The sequence below is a fragment of the Bacillus sp. 005/A4HT-01/001 genome (assembly GCF_004634445.1).
Lineage (GTDB): Bacteria > Bacillota > Bacilli > Bacillales > Bacillaceae > Bacillus > Bacillus altitudinis.
In genome coordinates, this window is the sequence record NZ_SEIZ01000001.1 from 753,721 (window position 1) to 772,908 (window position 19,188).

Here is a 19,188-nt window from a genome sequence, read left to right on the forward strand (position 1 = left end):
GAATGGTTATCCTTCCGCATTATAATGTTTCTTGCACTTTTATAACTCATATACATTAAATATTCTATCTACAAATTTCTATTATCTTCATACATTAAGATTTAGAATAAAACTGACATAGATAATCTTTAAATAAAAAAAGCATACCCGCACCCAGGTACACTCTTTCACCATACTTTTTTACCTACTTTTGCTGATCGGATTCTTTCGCCATTTTTCGAATAAAGGCTTCAATGGATTCAACAAATAAGGCATATTCTTTCATTTGTTTATACGTATCTGACAGCTTCTCTTTTAATTCTTCCTGCTCTAGAGAAGGTTCACCGAGAATAGATTGGACTTGAATCAGCAATTCTTTATATTCTTCACGTTTATCTTCAACATGATCTGCCATTGTCTCCAAGCGTTTTCTAGTCGTCGGCTGCTGTTTTGAATTCAAGTAAACAACCCCTTTTTGTCCTACCGCATTTGGATAAACGTCAGCCTCAGCTGTATATATTTTAAAATGATACCATAATTGAACCTGTTATCATATATGTAAAACGTCATCAAACCGCTTTAGGCCAACCTTGTATATACATGATATAGGCTTTAAGATACAGGCTGATCTCACTAGAAAAAGCAGATCATTGATCTGCTTCTTTTTGCAAATGCCACGTCTTCAATTTAAGCTTCGTTTCATTTCTACCACTGATGGAGATTGATTTATTTCCCGGGGAAGGAAAGTAACGTGCAGTAAATACTTCCCGGCCTCCGTTGACAAAAATCTCAATCGATGATGCATCAATAAAGATATGCAAATCCTGTAATTCCTCAATTTCTACTTCACGAACTTCCTTTGTTCGATCTTCAAATCGATCTCTCTCTAACGTTAGTTTGCCATCATCTTTATCATAAATGATACGAGCAGCAGCACGAATACAGCATTCAAATCCTTTTTGTGTTTCAATTTGATCAATGAATACCTCTGCGCTCGTCATATCTTCAACAGGAATGGAGTGAACAGATCGTTTAACGTGAAAAACATGCTCCTGCTCATTTGTCCGCATAGATCGAAGTTCACTTACCGGCTGTTGAATAAGACGTCCTTCATCATCTAAACGAAGCTCTCTCGGAATCGTCAAGCAATGGATCCATTGATAAGAGATGGTTGGATGATGCTCTTCCCCTTGATCTGGTACACCCATCCATCCCATTAAAATGCGTCTGCCCGATTCATCTTGGAAAGTCTGCTGTGCATAAAAGTCAAAGCCACGATCCAGCTCCTCAAACGCTCCATGCGTATATTGGTAGGTACGATCATCCAATGTACCAACAAAATAACCAGATTGATGTGTATTGTTGTATTTGAATCCATCAGGCTTCAGCCCCTGTGGTGACACGATCAATACATCCTGACCGTCTAATTCAAACAGATCTGGACATTCCCACATGTATCCGAAATGATCTAATCCATTCTTTCCACTGCCTGCAATAATGCCTTGAAACGTCCAATTGTCTAATGTATCAGATGTGAATAAGACAAGATGTCCTTTGAGATCTTCACTTTGTGCTCCAAGGACCATGTACCACTTTCCATTCCGCTTCCACACCTTCGGGTCACGAAAATGTGCAGTAAATCCTGCTGGCAAAGTCGCCACGACACCTTTTTTCTCAAAATGAACCCCATCCTCTGACACAGCTAAACATTGATATGTCTCACGATTTCCTTGCTCATCACGGACATTTCCGGTATACATCACATACATACGACCATCGTCAATGACTGCACTGCCAGAATAACAGCCATTTTGATCAAACCAATCACTTGGCGTGAGGGCAGCCTCTTCATGCTGCCAATTCACTAGATCGGTTGATGTGTAGTGACCCCAGAATTTTGCCCCATGTCCTGTTTTAAATGGCTGCCACTGATAAAACACATGGTAGACTCCCTTCCACTGAATCAATCCATTCGGGTCATTTAAAAGACCGACTGGCGGCATTAAATGGAAGTTCTGACGGTACACATCTTTTTTCACCAAATGCTCATAGTTTCGAATACGATCTGTTACCTTTTGACGAAGTGCTGCGTCCGTTGTTGTCATCACTGTGACCACTCCTTGATTATTTTTCGACTTCTTTGACTTTAAAGATGATGGTAAGAATAAATGAAACAGCAACAGCTATTAACATACCAATAACATAATTTACCACATTTTGTAAACCGAATGGAGCTGCAATGGCAATCATCGGAATCCCTGTTAAACCATAAGCGTTGGCGGCTACCTTCGTGAAGACGACAAACGCCCCGCCTAATGCACCTCCGATCATTGCAGCAATAAATGGCTTACGATAACGAAGATTCACACCGAATATGACCGGCTCAGTAATACCTAAGAAAGCAGAAAATGCTGCTGGTAATGCAATTTCTTTTGTTTTTGCACGCTTTGCTAAGAAAAAGACCGCTAGCCCAGCTCCGCCTTGAGCGACGTTGGACATGGCCCAGATCGGCAGCAAATAATTCCGTCCAATATCATTCAGAAGTCCTGCCTCAATCGCATGGAAGCTATGATGAACACCTGTCAGTACAATTAAAGAATAAGCGCCTCCGAAAATCAGTCCAGCTAAGAATCCTGCATGGTCATAAACATAAGTGAGTGCATTCGAGATCCCTGTACCAAGCATTCTCCCTAGCGGTCCTACAGCAATAAACGTCACAAATCCAGTCACAATCACTGTCACAAACGGCGTCACAAGTAAATCAATACTGTTCGGCACAACTTTTCTTAAATTCTTTTCAATCACGCACATGATATACACAGTCAATAACACGGGAATGACCGTTCCTTGGTAACCAAGAAGCGCAATATCAAAGTTGAATAGATGCATATATTCTGGTTTTGCGTCTGTCAGTCCCCATGGATTCAGCAAGCTCGGGTGAATCATAATGCCCCCAATGACGGCTCCTAAATATGGATTTCCACCAAACTCTTTGGCTGCACTAACCCCAATTAAAATCGGTAAAATGATAAAGGCAGCACTTGAGAACATATCTAGCATTTGGAAGATGGCAGAGCTTGGATCAGCCCATTTGAAGGCTTTCATCATACCTAATAGGCCCATTAATAAACCGCTTGCTACAATCGCTGGAATGATTGGTACAAAAATATTCGATAGCGTCTTGGCAAAACGTGCAAGTGGATTCATTTTTTGCTTCACGGCTTCATCATGGCTGGCTGGTTTTTGATTCTCGTCGTCTGCCTCAAGACCCGCCTCACGCGCAAAAGGCTCATATACTTTGTTGACAGAACCTGTTCCAAATATGATCTGGAATTGACCCGAGCTTGAGAAGGCACCCTTCACACCCTCAAGTTCTTCAATGGCATCTTTGTCAATTAACGCCTCATCTTTCATCACCAATCGGAGTCGTGTGGCACAATGTGTTGCGCTAATGACATTTTCTTTGCCGCCTAATAATGTTGTTAATTCTTTGGCTGTTTTTTGATAATCCATGTTGTCTCCCCCTTTTTTTAAAACAAAAAAGACCTAAAATTCACCAACGATGAAAGGACATACACGTCCCCTCGTTACGCAAATTTTAGGTCTTGCCTGCCTGACAGTCACAATCCCACGATATTGGTTTTTGATTACGCTTTCATCATATTATAAGAGCGTGACCTGCGTCAACCTATTTTTTCGAATCAAATGACCCATATACACTAATTAAAGTAGTGTGCATAAAAAAAAGCCTGCGGACAGGCACAACCTTTACACCAATTCGGCATCCTGCAGACGCTGGACATGCAGCGTGATGTAGCCGATCTCCGATTTAGGGAGATGAAGTCCATATTCTTTTTTCAGCAAATCAGCCAGTCCAAGTGCACACCGGTAAGCCGAATCATACTTTGTTTGGATAAAAGTCAGCATGTCATCGTCCATGATTTGAAATGCTTCATTCGATTCCAACCTGCCTAATGCATACCTCAAATGTGTCACAAGCCGCTGATATGAAATACTATCCTCATCAATCGAGCGCTCAAAAACGCTTTCGACATGCTCGATCATTTCTTTGATCATCGTTGTGTATTTGACCGTCTTCTTCATGGACTCCGTATTCATTTTGGCCGTATGAATATGAAGTGCCACATACCCTGCCTCATCGTCCGGCAGGTCAACCCCAAGCCGCTCCTTTACATAACGAATGGCATACTTTCCAATATCATATTCCTGCTTATATAAGACTTTGATCTCACCAAGCAATTTATTATATAAGACAATGCCTTTTTGAACGCGTTCAATGGCAAAGGATAAATGATCTGTCAGTGAAATGTGGATATGATCACTGAGCGGCATCATGAGTTCACCCTCTGCATAACTAATAATATGCTCTGCCACCTCAATATGCGCTTCTGGCAATGTCGCAAGAATTTGTTTAAACTTCTCATTTTCTTCACGCACAACAAAAATCTTCTCTATTTTTTGAACGGGAACGACGTCATTTTTCCCCTTCTGAAAAGCAATTCCGGGCCCCATCACAATTTTCTCCTGATCATCCTCCTTTACAACCACTGCATTGTTATTCAATATTTTATATATCTTCAAGGGGCATCCTCTCCCACAGATAACGTGTCTTATGTGGGATTTTACCCTGTTTCAACTTTTCTGTAAAGATAAGAACGGACCGGCACGCGCCTCTCTCGTTGTCTTTTCATAAAGCATCATCAGACTTTCTTGAAACGGCTTTTCTGTCCTGCGCTTCTTCTTCTTTTCATCTGCCAGTTTCTCTAGCTTTCTCTCATTCACCGCAAGAAAGAATCCTCCATCCACTGCTGCCACTTTCACCCCTTGCTTCTTCAGCAGCTCACCAGGATTCACAAGCACATTCATCACAAAACCAAACCATACACTCAACCAGTTCTTCCATTTCTTCACTGAACATCCCTCCGCTTTCCTTAGAATCTAGCAGTTCTAGCAAATTAACTGTTCCTATCATATCCCGAGAAAAAAGAGAGGTTTGTCACAATCTGGGTGAAAAAACGAACTAGTTTTCAGAAGTTTTGTTGAAAAGTGCAGAAGATGAGCATGTTCCACAATGTTTCTTTGAAAATTTTATACACACACTATCCCAAAGATAAGCACATCTTATCAACAGGGTTTATCCACATATCAACACCCTCTTACTAGATTTTGTGTATGAGATTTTTTTATTTTCCATATATATATCTGAATAATCGAGTTATCAACAGATTATTGTGCATAAGTGTGACTTTATAAACAAAATAGTTCTTTATGACTATGTAAAATAAGACCATTTTAGTAAAGGAATTGGTTTCATCGTATGGAATACTTAATAACGGGCAGTGAATCTTTCCTATTTATCCACAAAAAGAAAGGCTATCTCCCTAAATACACAGCTAGAAAGGGGAAAATTAATTGAAAAAAGTAATCTCTCGTTCTTCTGTTCTATTGTTCTCCACTATTTTTACCTTATCCACATTCTTTTCAGGTCAGGCTGCTGCCGCTCCATCGAACAAACAGGTGGAACTGGAAAAAGCAGAAATCTTCGGCGAAATCAATGTTAAGTCTAGAAAACACACCACTGTCATTGTTGAATTAAAGGAAAAATCCTTAGTTGAAGCCAAGCAAGAAGGCGAAGCACAAACAAAAGCCTCCCTCAAAAAATCTCGAACGAAAGTAAAGAATGCAGCACTCAAAAAGTTAGATAAAGCGAGTGTTCATCAAGAATATGAAAAAGTCTTCTCTGGTTTCTCTATGAAACTTCCTGCAAACGAAATCCCGAAACTGCTCGCAGTTGACGGAGTAAAAGCCGTTTATCCGGATGTTACATATCAAACAGATGAAGTGAAAAAGAAAAGCGTCCAGCTTCCAAATGAGGATGTCTCTCCACTCATGGATAAAAGCGCCCCATTTATCGGTGCACCAAAAGCTTGGGATGCCGGCTACTCTGGAAAAGGAGTAAAAGTCGCTGTCATTGATACTGGAGTAGACTATACCCACCCTGATTTAAAAGGAAACTTCGGATTATACAAAGGCTATGACTTTGTTGATAATGACTATTCTCCACAAGAAACACCAAAAGGAGATCCTAGAGGCGAATCGACAGATCATGGTACACACGTCGCAGGAACAATTGCGGCAAATGGACAAATTAAAGGTGTCGCAAAAGATGCCACCCTTCTCGCCTACCGTGTCCTTGGACCAGGCGGATCAGGAACAACTGAAAATGTCCTAGCAGGCATCGACCGGGCTGTCACTGACGGAGCCGATGTCATGAACCTCTCTCTTGGAAACAGTGTGAATAACCCTGATTATGCAACAAGCATCGCACTTGATTGGGCTATGTCAGAAGGGGTTGTCGCTGTCACATCAAATGGAAACAGTGGGCCAAACAGCTGGACCGTTGGATCTCCTGGGACATCAAGAGATGCTATTTCTGTCGGAGCCACTCAGCTTCCGTACAGTTTATACAACGTGAAATTCCCGAACTATTCAACAGCAAAAGTGATGGGCTACTATCAAGAAAATGATTTAAAAGCACTTGACCAAAAACAAGTCACACTCGTCCAAGCAGGCATCGGTGACGAAAAAGATTTTGAAAACATCGATGTCAAAGGAAAGGTGGCAGTGATTGAACGTGGAGCCATTGCCTTTGTTGATAAAGTGGACAATGCGAAAGCTGCTGGTGCGATCGGCGTTGTCATGTACAACAATACCGATGGAGAAATCCCTGTGGATGTACCAGGTCTAGCCCTTCCGACGATTAAGCTGTCAAAAGCGGAAGGAACAGCGCTTGTTAAAGCCATTGAGGCTGGTAACAATACAACGACTTTCTCGATTCAATTTGTGAAAGAGTTAAGTGAACAAGTCGCTGACTTCTCATCTCGTGGACCTGTTGTCGATACGTGGATGATCAAACCAGATCTTTCAGCACCTGGCGTGAGTATTGTCAGCACCATTCCGACACACGATCCTTCTCAGCCATACGGCTATGGATCGAAGCAAGGAACAAGCATGGCATCTCCTCATGTAGCCGGAGTAGCAGCGATTATTAAACAAGCAAAACCATCGTATTCTACAGAGCAAATTAAAGCGCTGATGATGAATACAGCAGAAACATTGTATGACCCAAATGGCAGCCCGTTCCCTCACAATACGCAGGGCACAGGCAGCGTTCGAATCATCGAATCACTTCAAGCGTCTTCTATTGTGTCTGATGCAAGCTATTCGTACGGCACTTTCTTAAAAGAAAAGGGCGTTCAAATCAAAACGAAGAAGTTCAAAGTAGAAAACCTGTCAAAAGCACCGAAAACCTATACCATTGATTACAAGTTCGATGGCAACGGTATTAGCACAAACGGCACGAAAAAAATCACAGTGAAAGGGAATTCCACAGGGTCCTTTACTTCCGCAGTACAAGTGAATTATGGAAAAACGAAAAAAGGAACGTACCAAGGCAGTATCACCATTCGCGAAAATGGCAGAAAGGTCACTGAAATCCCTACTTTATTGATTGTAAAAGAGCCTGATTACCCGCGCGTCACTTCGGTTTCCGTAGAGCCGGATAACCGTGCTGGAAGCTATGTCATTAGTAGCTATCTCCCAGGCGGTGCTGAAAATCTTGCATTCCTCGTCTACTCGACAGATGGAGAGTATTTAGGTGAAGCAGGAGTTTATCAACATGTTGATAAAGGAGAGCATCGTGTGAAATGGAATGGCACGATCAATAAAGGACAGAAGTTAGAAGCAGGTGAGTATACAATGCTTGCATATGCAAGCCTGAAAGGCAAATCAGATACGGTTCAAACGAAAGAACCATTCGATATTTATCCTGAATAAATAAGAATCACATAAAAAGCCTTGTATGAGCCCATCAGCTCAACAAGGCTTTTCTATCATATATGGAGGAAAGAGAAATTCATGTTGATATGGCTATGGATCGTTTCTTTTATGACGGCTTTTTTTCTCACGATCACCTTGGTTTATTTTTTTACCTTTTTACATGCAAAACAGCCTCGTCCTTTTCATCAAGCATGTGAACTGACTGTCTATACCACCTGCATTTATCCGCTTAGCTTGGCGGTGACAGCTGCCTTTATTCTCACCATGATGCTCCTCTATCCCTTTTATTGGCTGCGCAGACGGTAAATTTACATACGTTATGCGTCAAAAGCTTCTTTTAATAAACGATACGATGTGAGACGGTCTTGCATGTGATGTGTGATGGTCACAGCGATCACTTCATCTGTACGATACACCTTTGCGAGTGCTGTCAGCTGCTGCTTCACAGAAGATGGTGTGCCAACAACCATTCTCTGTCGATTGGCTGCTACTCGTTTTTGTTCATATGAACTGTAGGAATAGGCCTTTGCCTGTTCAAATGAAGGAAAGCCGCCAAGGTTCTGTCCTTGTTCGCTAGCTAATAATGATAAATCTAAGCTGACAGCCAATTTTTCTGCCTGTTCCTCTGTTTCTGCACATAAAACGAAGACCGCAAGACTGACACGCGGCTCATCACCAAATTCCGAAGGTTCAAATCGGTTGATATACTGCGACACAGAGTCTTCTCCGCCTTCTCCATTAATGAAAAGAGCAAACGTATAACCTGCACCTGCTTTTGCGGCAAGCCGTGCACTTCCTCCAGAGGAACCTAACATCCATACCTCTGGGGCAGTATCTACTTTCGGAGAAGCGGTCAGGTGAGGCAGCGGATAAAATTCATCGGCTAAATCATGTAAATACACCCTTAATTCTTCTACCTGCTCGGGGTATTGATCACCAAGTCGCTTCCGTTCTCCATGATGAAGGGCAATGGAGGAGATCGGCATACCTCCAGGAGCACGTCCAATGCCAAGATCAATTCTGCCCGGAGCCAAGGCTTCGAGCACTCTGAAGTTCTCTGCTACTTTATAGGCACTGTAGTGGGGCAGCATGACGCCACCTGAACCAATACGGATATGTGACGTCACAGCTGATAAATGACCGAGAAGCACCTCTGGACTCGATCCTGCGAGCCGGTTTGAAAAGTGATGCTCTGATACCCAAAATCGATGATAACCCCATTTCTCTGCCTGCTTCGCCAGCTCGACTGTTTGCTTCAGCGCCTCAGCAGGCGTCGCATCTCCAATCAAAGGAGATTGATCAAGTATACTTAATTTCATGATGTCGCACCTCCTACACAAATCCCCCTCTCTCACTCGAAAGGGGGATTTCCTGATTTATTTTCGATTAAAGCCCTTCTCTTTCACAAAATCTCCGAGGAAGGCACGTTTTGGCTGGCTAAAGCCTCGAAGCATTTGCTCAGACCATGTATCTTTTCTCTCACCGTTTGTTCGTTCTTCATAATATGATGAAATACGATCATCGTATTCTTTTAAATAACGATCCACATGAGCTTCGTCTTGCTGATATGTGTTTTCATGGTAGATCAGCTCAACGGGTAGCCGTTCCTTTTGAGATGATGGATTGGCAGGATGTCCTATGGCCAGACCGAATAGCGGCAGCACATAGGAAGGCGTTTCAAGTAATTCTGATACTTCCTTCAGCTGATTACGCAGTCCGCCGATATAGCAGATGCCAAGTCCCATAGATTCTGCGGCGACACTGACATTTTGCGCAGCGAGCGCCGCATCAATCACACTGATAAGAAAGGCTTCTGTATTCTCAAGCGCTTCTTGATGGTTTTTTCCTGCTTTTTTTGCGATATAGTCGTGGCGTTTCAAGTCCGCACAGAAAACAAAGAAATGCCCATTCTTCTCAACGTATGGCTGATTTCCAGCCAGTTCAGCAAGCTTCGCCTTCTTCTCCTGATCTGTTACACCAATGATACTATACGCCTGTACATAGCTTGATGTCGAAGCAGCCTGTGCACTTTTGATAAGTGTCAGCACTTCTTCGTCTGTCAGACGCTCATCTGTAAACGAACGGATGGACCGATGATTTAAGATGGTTTCTATCGTTTTATTCAATTCGAAGACCTCCTTCACTCCTACTATCATAAGTCAAATGAACATTGCTTTTCAAAAGTTAGAACTCACACCAAAAAGGCAGCCTACGCTTAGACTGCCCTTTACCCGTTTTATTTAAATAAATAACTTTGATATTTCGTTAACTGAACACTTGCATTATAGGCGATACCAAATCCAATCAGAACAGATAAAACAGAGCTTCCCCCGAAGCTGATGAATAAGAGTGGTATCCCCGTTACAGGCATGACGCCTATGTTCATGCCAATGTTCTGGAATGTATGGATGACAATCAATGCTGTATATCCTACACAGAAAAATGACGCAAACCGGCTATAAGGATGGATACGGTCAATCAGCACAACAAGCCTGTAAATCAGGAAGAAGAACATGATCACCACAAATGCGCAGCCGACAAAACCAAAGGCTTCCCCTATGATAGAGAAAATCATATCTGTCTGAGCTTCTGGAACATATACTTTTAAATTTTTAACACCGTTCCCGAAAATTTGTCCTGCCCCAATTGCCATAATGGCTTGCTCGACTTGATATTTATCCGATCCAGATGCATCCTGTGTCTGGGCTTGGTTGGCTGTCGAAGAACTATCAGGCAGCCAAGCGGTAATCCGGTTGATCTGATACTGCTGAATTCCGATCTTTTGTGCGAAATCAGGGAATAGAATAATCACGGCTAACACAGCGGCAACTAAGAGCACAACCACTGAACCGATGAGAGAGATCAATTTCCAGTTGACCCCTGATAAAAAGACCATGACAACGACAATAAACATACATACCGCAGCCGTACCTGCATCTTGCAAAAAGATGAGTCCGACTGGTACAGCAGCCACGCCGGCAATTTTTAATAGTAGGAAAATATCATCTTCTAATGTTCGTTTTCCTCTTGGGGTTGCCTTCCCAATGACAGAGGCGAGCATCATAATCAAACCAATTTTCATGAACTCTGAAGGCTGAAATGTTCCAATTCCCGGTAACACAAACCAACTTTTTGCACCATTTTTAATTGGAGCAAAATCATGACCTGCAATTTGTGCAGGAGCAATTTTTAAAAGAATTAAGAGCATAATGCCGCCTATAAAAATATATAAGCTCAACTTTTCTAATTGTTCCAGATCGAAGTAATTAATAGCCACAATACAGATGACCCCGACCATGTAGTAAATGATCTGTCTGGTCCATGCATTAGATCCATATTGCCCAAACTGTCCCGCAGCATAAATAGCGATGACACTGATGGCAAAGAAGGCTAAAAATATAAAAATCAAATCTCCCTGATAGTAAGGAGATGTATTCTGCTTGTTCATGAACTAACCACCCTTATTACAAAACATAAAAGCCCTTATTTATATTAGATTGAAATTTTCACAAAAGCAACTCACCTTAAATATGACGGAAGTGACACCTGAAAGGTTCCATTCTAATTTCAAAAAATGAAATACTTTTCATCCTAACAATAGGAAAAAATTCCTTTCCACTCTATCATGACAACCGATCATAAGTCCTTTAAAAAGATTATTTTACAGATTTTAAGGGGAAAATTCAATGACTTATGTGGCGATATGAAAGGTGAACATCTTGCCAGCATAAGCTTAACTGAGGTATAAGAAAAAAAAACAATTTCTGCGGAATAAGGCCCATTTTCCAATTATTAAGTTTACTTCAAAGTCAATTGTGGTATAATATTTGTAACAAAATGTTCACAATATCTCCTAAAAACAGACACAATTGCATCCTGACCTCTCATTTGAATTGAACATCAACTTACAAAGGAGTTGGATACGATGGATATGTTCTTTGCGTACCTATGTATTGCAACAGCTACACCCCTGTTTTTATGGTTGGAAAACAGAAAGATTGCATTAGCATCTATTCCACCCATCATGATTATGTGGATTTTCTTCGGTCTTTACATGACAAGCAGTTTATCTCCAGCAGGACATACCTTCATGATCGCATTCTTTGCCATTAACGTGATTCTGGCTCACATTGCAGCTTTCCTCATCTATGGACTTCCATTCATTCGCAAAAGATTCAGCAGCAGATAGATATCTCATCATCAATTGGAAGCGTTATCACAATCAGCATAAAAACCACTCACCTATGAAAGATGAGTGGTTTTTTATTATTTCTCTGAATGCTCAGACTGCTTTGGCGCAGATGGTGAATAACCGTCTTTGCTGTTCTCTCCGTGGCTGTAGTGAGCCGCGAAGATCCAAACAGACCCGATGACGAAAATGATCGCACAGAACAGACCAAACAAAGTATTTCCGACTTGAACAGTCCCGTTCTCACTCTCTGTCATGTGCATGAACATGAACAGTTGCAAGAATGCTTGAATGAAGGCAAAACCAAAGATAATCCATAGTTTTGCAGAACTGCCAATTTCAGCTCCGATGGCAATCCAGAATGCTAAGATGGTTAGCACAATGGAGAGAATGAAGCCGACTACGTGTTTCCAAGGGAAGTGTTCGTGCTCTGCTGAGGAATGTGTTTTTCCAGCCATATCACAAAAGCCCCCCTAATCCGATCAAGTACACAGCTGTGAAGATGAAAATCCATACAACATCAAGGAAATGCCAGTATAGACTTGAGATAAAGATCTTCGCTGCTGTTTGTGGTGTTAATCCACGTTTTTTAATTTGGAACAAGACGCCCGTAATCCAGAAGATACCGATGGATACGTGTAATCCGTGAGTTCCTAAAAGAACAAAGAATGCAGACCAGTATGCACTTGTATGGATGCTCGCACCCTCATGTACATAATGGAAGAATTCGAAAATCTCAAAACCAACGAAGCCTGCACCTAGAAGCAGTGTCAGAATCGTCCAAATGACAACCCCTTTTGTACTTCCACGGCGCATTTCATGAACCGCAATCCCGCATGTAAATGAACTCACCAATAGCAGGAATGTCATGATCAATACAAGCTTCATATCAAATAGCTCAGCTGGCAAAACGCCGCCAGCTGTTCTGCCATGAAGAACAAAGTAGGTCGCAAAAAGTGTTGAGAATAACACGATTTCCGCGCCAAGGAATATCCAGAAACCAAGGATGTTTAAACGTCCTGTTTCAGACTGATATTCAAGCGGTGCATTTGCATAGCTGCTATCATTATGTCCCATTACTTCTGCGCCTCCTTATTCTTTTTCTCTGTTTCAATCACTTCTTCAACAGGAATATAGTAGCCATCGTCATATTCAAATGAACGTAAAATCATTGTTGCGAATACACCGATTAAGCCGATAACGCCAATCCAGTACCATTCAAATACAAGACCGAATGCACCAAGTCCGAAGAATGCAGACATGATAAGCGGTCTGCCTGAATTGTGCGGCATGTGAATTTTCTTGAATTCTTTTTCAGGATGAACGTCTACATTGTTTTGCTTCCAATGATGGAATGCATCTGGTGACGTCACTTCTGGAAGTGCTGCAAAGTTATAATGCGGCGGAATTGCAGAAGATGTCGCCCAGTCAAGCGTACGTCCTTCTCCCCAGCTGTCTCCAGACACTTCACGTTTCGCGTGTCTCCAGCTGTAGTAAATGTTATAGCAAAGGATGATGAATCCGATACCCATCATGAATGCACCAATTGTTGAAATAAAGTTTAGTGCAGTCCAGCCATCTTCTGGTCCATACGTATAAATACGTCTTGGCATTCCTTGCAGTCCTAAGAAGTACTGCGGGAAGAAACAGATGTTAAATCCGATCATGAATACCCAGAAGAACCATTTGCCGATTCGTTCGTTTAACTTGTAACCAAACATTTTCGGATACCAGAAAACAAGACCTGCAAAACAAGCAAATACAGTACCTGCGATTAATACATAGTGGAAGTGGGATACAAGGAAGTACGTATTATGGTACTGGTAATCCGCAGCTGCCATCGCAAGCATAACCCCAGTCACACCACCGATTACGAAGTTCGGGATGAAACCAAGTGCCCAAAGCATTGGGGATGTAAAACTGATACGGCCTCGATACATTGTAAAGAGCCAGTTAAAGATTTTCACACCTGTTGGTACAGAAATCGCCATTGTTGTAATCGAGAAGAATGAGTTAACCGCTGCACTGTTCCCCATTGTAAAGAAGTGGTGAACCCACACAAGGAAACTAAGAACAGAGATTGCCACAATCGATACAACCATCGCTTTGTAACCAAACAACTGCTTTCTTGAGAACGTCGCAAAGATTTCTGAGAAAATACCGAAAGCCGGCAGGATAACGATATATACCTCAGGATGTCCCCAAATCCAGAAAAGGTTCGCCCAAAGCATTGGCATACCGCCCGCTTCGAGTGTAAAGAATGCTGAACCGAATAAACGATCGAATGTCATAAGTGCTAAAGCAACTGTTAAAACAGGGAATGCGAAAACGATAATGACAGACGTGATCAATGTTGTCCATGTAAACATCGGCATACGCATAAGCGTCATACCTTTGGTACGCATTTTTAAGATGGTCACCATGAAGTTAATACCTGTCATTAGTGTACCAATACCTGCAATTTGGAGCCCGAGCAAGTAGTAGTTCTGTCCAGGTCCTGGTGAGAAATCATTTCCGGCGAGCGGCATGTAACTCGTCCAGCCTGCACTTGGTGATCCTCCAATAACGAAGGAAATGTTGAACAGCATTGCTCCGACCATAAATGTCCAGAAGCTCAAGTTGTTCAAATACGGGAATGCAACGTCACGTGCACCAATTTGAAGAGGAACCACGACGTTGATTAAACCAATTAAGAATGGCATCGCCATGAATAAAATCATGATCGTACCATGCGTTGTGAAAATTTCATTATAGTGGTTTGAATCTAAAAACGTATTATTAGGAAGCGCCAGCTGCGCGCGCATCATCAGTCCGTCTACCCCACCGCGGAAGAACATAATCACAGCAGCAAGGATATACATGATTCCAAGCTTTTTATGATCAACTGATGTCAGCCATTCTTTCCAGAGCCATTTCCACTTTTTGAAGTAGGTTAAAACAAACACAATGGCAATGGAAGTAAGAGCGATAGAAATTTGCGCACCAAGAATTAATGGGTCTCCAGTTACAAAAAACTCATCCCATTTTAAATGCATAACGGCCTCCTCCTTTCCTTAGTCAGTTTATTCGTTTTCTAGTTTTCTTTTATAGTTCTTCACATTCTCGAAAGGATCTGTCTTGGAATGCGGAGAAACTGATTGGTAACCTAAACGTTTGCGTGCTTGGAGTGCATATTCAGAATCCTCTCCGTGCTTCGCAAAAGATAAATGTGTTGATGAGAATGTCTGCACATCTGCAGCATCAGGAAGCATCAAGTAGTCATACGTTTTCTTCGTTAACTTTGGTGCTTCTTTTTTCGTTTTATTTACCCATTTATCATAGTCAGACTGCGTCATCGCATTGACTTTGAATTTTTGCTGAGCAAAGCCTTCGCCTGTGAAGTTGGCGTTTCTTCCTTCATATGTGCCTACTTCATCAGCTTGAAGATATTGTTCCATTTCCATTCCAGCCATCGCATACTTCTCCCCGCCTAGCTGAGGAATCCATAGTGATGCCATTGTATCAGCAGAAGTGATTTTAAATAAAACCGGCTGATCTTTTGGAATGTTTAAGTAGTTCACTGTTTCAATATTTTCCTCTGGATAGCTGAAGATCCATTTCCAATCAACTGCTGTAGCATAAACGACAAGTGGATCTTTATGACTTGTTGCTTGAGGCGCCTCTTCCAAAGAGTAAATGGTTTTTACAGTTGGAACTGAAAGGGCAGCAACGATTAATATTGGGATCACTGTCCAGACAACTTCTAGAAGCGTATTCCCGTGTAGTTCTGGGTTATAAGAGGCGTTTCCAACGTCCTTACGCTCACGGTATTTAACCAAAATGATGGTAAACAGTACAAATACCGCACCAACGATAAAGAGCATGAATCCAATAGATAAAAGGATTAAGTCTTTTTGTTGTGCTGCGACTGGTCCTTTAGGATCTAAAACAGCGATATTGCTGCAACCTCCTAATACAAAAACACTCACGAGCATCGCTAATAAAAGCATAGGTTTAATGGCTCTGAACAAGAAGATCACCATCCTTCCTTAAATAATGTATAAATTGCTGAATAATTGTGAAAAGCCATCTGCCTTCGAAAACTTTTCTTCCCTTTGTAATGCTATCAAAATCTGTTGGAGTTAGCTTCCCTTTTTTCAAAAGTTCATTTATTTTTCAACAGATTTCTATTAAAATGTCATAAATTCGACATAAATATATATTATTGCACACACAATAAATTTCTAGGATTTTGAAAAGTTGAGAGTTGAAGGCAAAGGACATACAATCAAGAACTTTGTCAAATTTAGGTTTACCACAATAAAAAAGTTTGGTCAAATTTCAATTTAACTTTATGAAATTTTATCTAGGTAAACAATTCCGAAATAGGTATCCCCATATTTAACAAAAACCTTACTCATTTTAACGCAAGTCGACAAGAAAAGAAAGTATCGATCGCTCGCCTATGCGCTGTAATGATTGGTAATGGTGATAAATGAGTGGAAACTCACTAAAGACTTCCAGCAAAAAACCGGCTCATCGCCGGTTTCTCATTTATTCATCTCTCACCAAAATGTCTGGTCGCCTATAGATGCTTCCTTCATGTTCTATGTCTATATACGTCCACTTGCCTGTATAGGTTAAAAAGCGATTCCCCTCTTTCTCTACGACCATCGTATCCTCTGATTTCAATCCTGGTAAGGAAGGATTCCAAGTGAATACTTGATGAAGCTGGATCTCTTCCACGGATGAAGGAACTGCAATGATCTCTCTAGACACAAATCCAGTCTTCCCTCCTTGGTGAAGCTTTTTCCAGCTATCAGGAAATCCTTCTTTTTCATATTGAGCAATGCCTGCCTTCAATACATCTCCAATGGTGTTCCCTGGACGAGTGGCTGCATTCATGACCGTGTCAATTCGCGCAAGCCTTTCCTTGTTTTCTTCAAGCTCCTTTGGTAGCTGTCCAAAGTAAACGGATCTTGTGACATTTGCCACGAGTCCATGCCGTTCAGCACAAAGGACAACCAGTGCATGCTTTTGAAGTGCTTTTTCTGTTGGGATCGGGTGGCGATATTGATGAATCCGGTCATCTGTCGCCACGAGTAGCACTTCTATCGTCATCCCCTGCCCGATCGCTCTTTGAGCAACAAGCGAAGCAATTTCATGCTCCGTCTGTCCTGGAACGATTTCTTGACAGACACTTTCTACAATAACAGCTGTGTCATGACAAAGGGTTTCGTATTGGCTGAGCTGTGGTGCTGAAAGGATTGATCGAACACGAGACAAATCGGGTTCGATCCATTCCACTCCTTCCATGTGAATATCCGCACCGATTCGTTTGTCTTTTATGAGTGTTTGAATGTAAGGAGTCTCATCCTCAAACCAATCCATTGTGACGACTTGAAAGGGATGGTCAAAATACGCCATTTCTTCTTCAATGATTCGTTTTTCTTCCATTTGATTCACAACTAGAACAATGTCGTCTTTCAACACAAGTAGCTGACAAACGCCCTCTGGCGTGTTTAACACAATGTGGTTTCTTCTTCCTCCTGTAAGCCAAGAAAAGTTATTACGCTTTTGAATCAGAACACCATCGAGTTGTTTTTCTTCCATTAAAGTTCTTACCTGTTCAATCATCAACTCATCACCTGCCTGTATGGAGTGTTTGAACGAAACGTTTAAATGCTGTTTTCCCTTGCTCTGTTCTTTTAAACACACCCGCCTGCGCGAGTATACGAGAAAAAATGAGGCCGATTTCTTTTTGTAAAATGGTTTCTACGTTGTCCTTCGTAAAGGTATTCTCTTCGATCAGACGCTCTGCCCATGACTCGTGCTTCATGATAGGCGGACAGGCTTTGATTTCTTCAAGAGGGTTTTTGGATAGCAGCGCCGCTTTTAGCTGGCTTAATTCCTCTGCTAATCTTCCAGGAAGGACGGCGAGACCCATGACCTCAATTAAACCGATATTCTCTTTTTTAATATGATGAACTTCTTTGTGCGGATGGAAGATTCCGCCTGGGTGCTGCTTGTCTGTACGATTATTTCGTAGCACGAGATCTAATTCGTACTCATCCCCATGACGGCGTGCAATTGGTGTAATGGTATTGTGCGGGGTCTCTCCTGTATGAGAGAACAGCCCCGCTTCTGGATCTGAATACATTTTCCACTCATGTAATATAAAATCCGCTACCTCCGCAAGTGTCTGCTGGTCGCTGCTTTGAAGCCTAATCACTGACATCGGCCATTTCACAATACCCGTCTTCACCCTCGGAAACTTTTCGAGAGAAAACACTTCTTCCATCTCTGCTTTCGCCATCGGAAATTCATGAGCACCACCTTGAAAATGGTCATGACTTAATATGCTGCCGCCAACAATGGGAAGATCAGCATTTGATCCTATGAAATAGTGCGGATATATAGATATGAAGGAAAGCAGACGCTCGAAGGTCTTTTTAGATATCTGCATTGGTTCATGCTCGCCCTTGAACACAATACAATGTTCGTTGTAATACACATACGGCGAGAATTGCATAAACCACGACTCATTTGTAAGTGTCACCGGAATAATCCGGTGATTCTGTCTTGCTGGGTGATTGATGCGTCCCCCAAACCCAACGTTTTCTTTACAAAGGAGACAAAGAGGATATTGCTTTTGACTAAGCTGTTTGGCTTCAGCGATCGCTTTTGGGTCCTTTTCCGGTTTCGATAGATTAATCGTGATCTCAAGCTCACCATCTTCTGTCGTTGTAAACCACCGCACATTTTTGGCGATTCTGCCTGTATGAATATAGTGGGCATGCTGCTGCATTTCATAAAACCAGCTTGTCGCTGCCTTTGGTCCGCAATGCTTGCGTTTCTCTTCAAACTTTGCATAGATGACACTCGGAGGCGCCACCAAGCAGCCCATGATTTTGGCATCTAATAAATCACGATACGTATCTGTCCCGTCAGGAATAAGACCTGTTTCAACTGCCCAATCGAGCATCGGCATTAAGATGTCTTCAAGGTCGCTGTCTCCTGAGACTGTTCTTGCCTCAGCATCATCGAGACCAAGCACCTCTAACAGCCGGTTCCTTGTATAATCCATATCTAGTGGTGATATTAGCTCTTTATTGATCCCGTATTGAATCAGCTGTTCTAGCTTCTCAAAAATATCAATCGCCATTCCCTTTGTCTCCTCC

17 protein-coding genes are annotated in these 19,188 nt (G+C 42.0%); 3 read left to right on the forward strand and 14 right to left on the reverse strand.

Features of this window, described 5'->3' with window-relative positions:
* Positions 1-184: 184 nt before the first annotated feature.
* The 5 genes from ES896_RS04035 to ES896_RS04055 all read right to left on the reverse strand — a co-directional run bounded on the left by ES896_RS04035 (position 185) and on the right by ES896_RS04055 (position 4,911).
* Complete coding sequence (locus ES896_RS04035) at positions 185-439, reverse strand: hypothetical protein (RefSeq protein WP_008359596.1); 255 nt, start codon at positions 437-439, stop codon at positions 185-187.
* 187 nt (positions 440-626) lie between these two features.
* Positions 627-2,084: a glycoside hydrolase family 32 protein gene (locus tag ES896_RS04040; protein ID WP_135226447.1), complete on the reverse strand. Its 1,458-nt coding sequence runs from the start codon at positions 2,082-2,084 to the stop codon at positions 627-629.
* 19 nt (positions 2,085-2,103) lie between these two features.
* The gene (locus tag ES896_RS04045) at positions 2,104-3,492 is read right to left on the reverse strand and encodes a sucrose-specific PTS transporter subunit IIBC (protein WP_008345474.1); all 1,389 of its coding nucleotides are present in this window, start codon (positions 3,490-3,492) and stop codon (positions 2,104-2,106) included.
* Between the two features lie 255 nt (positions 3,493-3,747).
* Positions 3,748-4,581, reverse strand: a complete 834-nt coding sequence (locus ES896_RS04050; RefSeq protein ID WP_050826726.1) for a PRD domain-containing protein — start codon at positions 4,579-4,581, stop codon at positions 3,748-3,750.
* A 51-nt stretch (positions 4,582-4,632) separates the two neighbouring features.
* A complete protein-coding gene (locus tag ES896_RS04055) occupies positions 4,633-4,911 on the reverse strand; it encodes a hypothetical protein (protein WP_024719488.1) in 279 nt (92 codons plus the stop codon).
* 501 nt (positions 4,912-5,412) lie between these two features.
* Between ES896_RS04055 and ES896_RS04060 the strand changes: the two genes are divergently transcribed.
* Together ES896_RS04060 and ES896_RS04065 are read left to right on the forward strand one after the other, a co-directional pair.
* Positions 5,413-7,836 carry a S8 family peptidase gene (locus ES896_RS04060; protein ID WP_035389877.1) on the forward strand — a complete coding sequence of 808 codons (2,424 nt, stop codon included), beginning with the start codon at positions 5,413-5,415 and terminating at the stop codon, positions 7,834-7,836.
* Positions 7,837-7,917: 81 nt separating this feature from the next.
* Positions 7,918-8,145: a hypothetical protein gene (locus ES896_RS04065; protein WP_017360133.1), complete on the forward strand. Its 228-nt coding sequence runs from the start codon at positions 7,918-7,920 to the stop codon at positions 8,143-8,145.
* Between the two features lie 11 nt (positions 8,146-8,156).
* On the opposite strand, the gene ES896_RS04070 is transcribed toward ES896_RS04065, so the two are convergent.
* From ES896_RS04070 to ES896_RS04080, 3 genes are all read right to left on the reverse strand, one after another.
* Entirely contained in the window at positions 8,157-9,161 is a 1,005-nt protein-coding gene (locus ES896_RS04070; protein ID WP_346427543.1) for an LLM class flavin-dependent oxidoreductase, read from the reverse strand.
* Positions 9,162-9,215: 54 nt separating this feature from the next.
* Positions 9,216-9,965 (reverse strand): oxygen-insensitive NADPH nitroreductase, encoded by a 750-nt coding sequence (gene nfsA, locus ES896_RS04075; RefSeq protein WP_008345486.1) that lies wholly within the window; start codon positions 9,963-9,965, stop codon positions 9,216-9,218.
* 110 nt (positions 9,966-10,075) lie between these two features.
* Positions 10,076-11,287: an FtsW/RodA/SpoVE family cell cycle protein gene (locus ES896_RS04080; protein WP_008345489.1), complete on the reverse strand. Its 1,212-nt coding sequence runs from the start codon at positions 11,285-11,287 to the stop codon at positions 10,076-10,078.
* A 477-nt stretch (positions 11,288-11,764) separates the two neighbouring features.
* Here ES896_RS04080 and ES896_RS04085 point away from each other — a divergent pair, with 477 nt between their 5' ends.
* Positions 11,765-12,028: a spore morphogenesis/germination protein YwcE gene (locus ES896_RS04085; RefSeq protein WP_008345491.1), complete on the forward strand. Its 264-nt coding sequence runs from the start codon at positions 11,765-11,767 to the stop codon at positions 12,026-12,028.
* A 77-nt stretch (positions 12,029-12,105) separates the two neighbouring features.
* Here ES896_RS04085 and qoxD read toward each other — a convergent pair whose 3' ends face one another.
* The 6 genes from qoxD to galT form a co-directional block, all read right to left on the reverse strand.
* A complete protein-coding gene (qoxD, locus tag ES896_RS04090) occupies positions 12,106-12,486 on the reverse strand; it encodes a cytochrome aa3 quinol oxidase subunit IV (protein WP_007497818.1) in 381 nt (126 codons plus the stop codon).
* 1 nt (position 12,487) lies between these two features.
* Positions 12,488-13,105, reverse strand: coding sequence for a cytochrome aa3 quinol oxidase subunit III (gene qoxC, locus ES896_RS04095; RefSeq protein ID WP_007497820.1), 618 nt, complete (start codon positions 13,103-13,105; stop codon positions 12,488-12,490).
* Positions 13,105-15,063 (reverse strand): cytochrome aa3 quinol oxidase subunit I, encoded by a 1,959-nt coding sequence (gene qoxB / locus ES896_RS04100; RefSeq protein WP_008345496.1) that lies wholly within the window; start codon positions 15,061-15,063, stop codon positions 13,105-13,107. Before qoxB ends, qoxC begins: the two co-directional genes overlap by 1 nt.
* A 27-nt stretch (positions 15,064-15,090) precedes the next feature.
* Entirely contained in the window at positions 15,091-16,047 is a 957-nt protein-coding gene (qoxA, locus tag ES896_RS04105) for a cytochrome aa3 quinol oxidase subunit II (RefSeq protein ID WP_089374137.1), read from the reverse strand.
* Positions 16,048-16,561: 514 nt separating this feature from the next.
* Complete coding sequence (locus tag ES896_RS04110; RefSeq protein WP_008345497.1) at positions 16,562-17,644, reverse strand: M24 family metallopeptidase; 1,083 nt, start codon at positions 17,642-17,644, stop codon at positions 16,562-16,564.
* 7 nt (positions 17,645-17,651) lie between these two features.
* Entirely contained in the window at positions 17,652-19,172 is a 1,521-nt protein-coding gene (gene galT / locus ES896_RS04115) for a UDP-glucose--hexose-1-phosphate uridylyltransferase (protein ID WP_135226449.1), read from the reverse strand.
* Between the last annotated feature and the right edge of the window lie 16 nt (positions 19,173-19,188).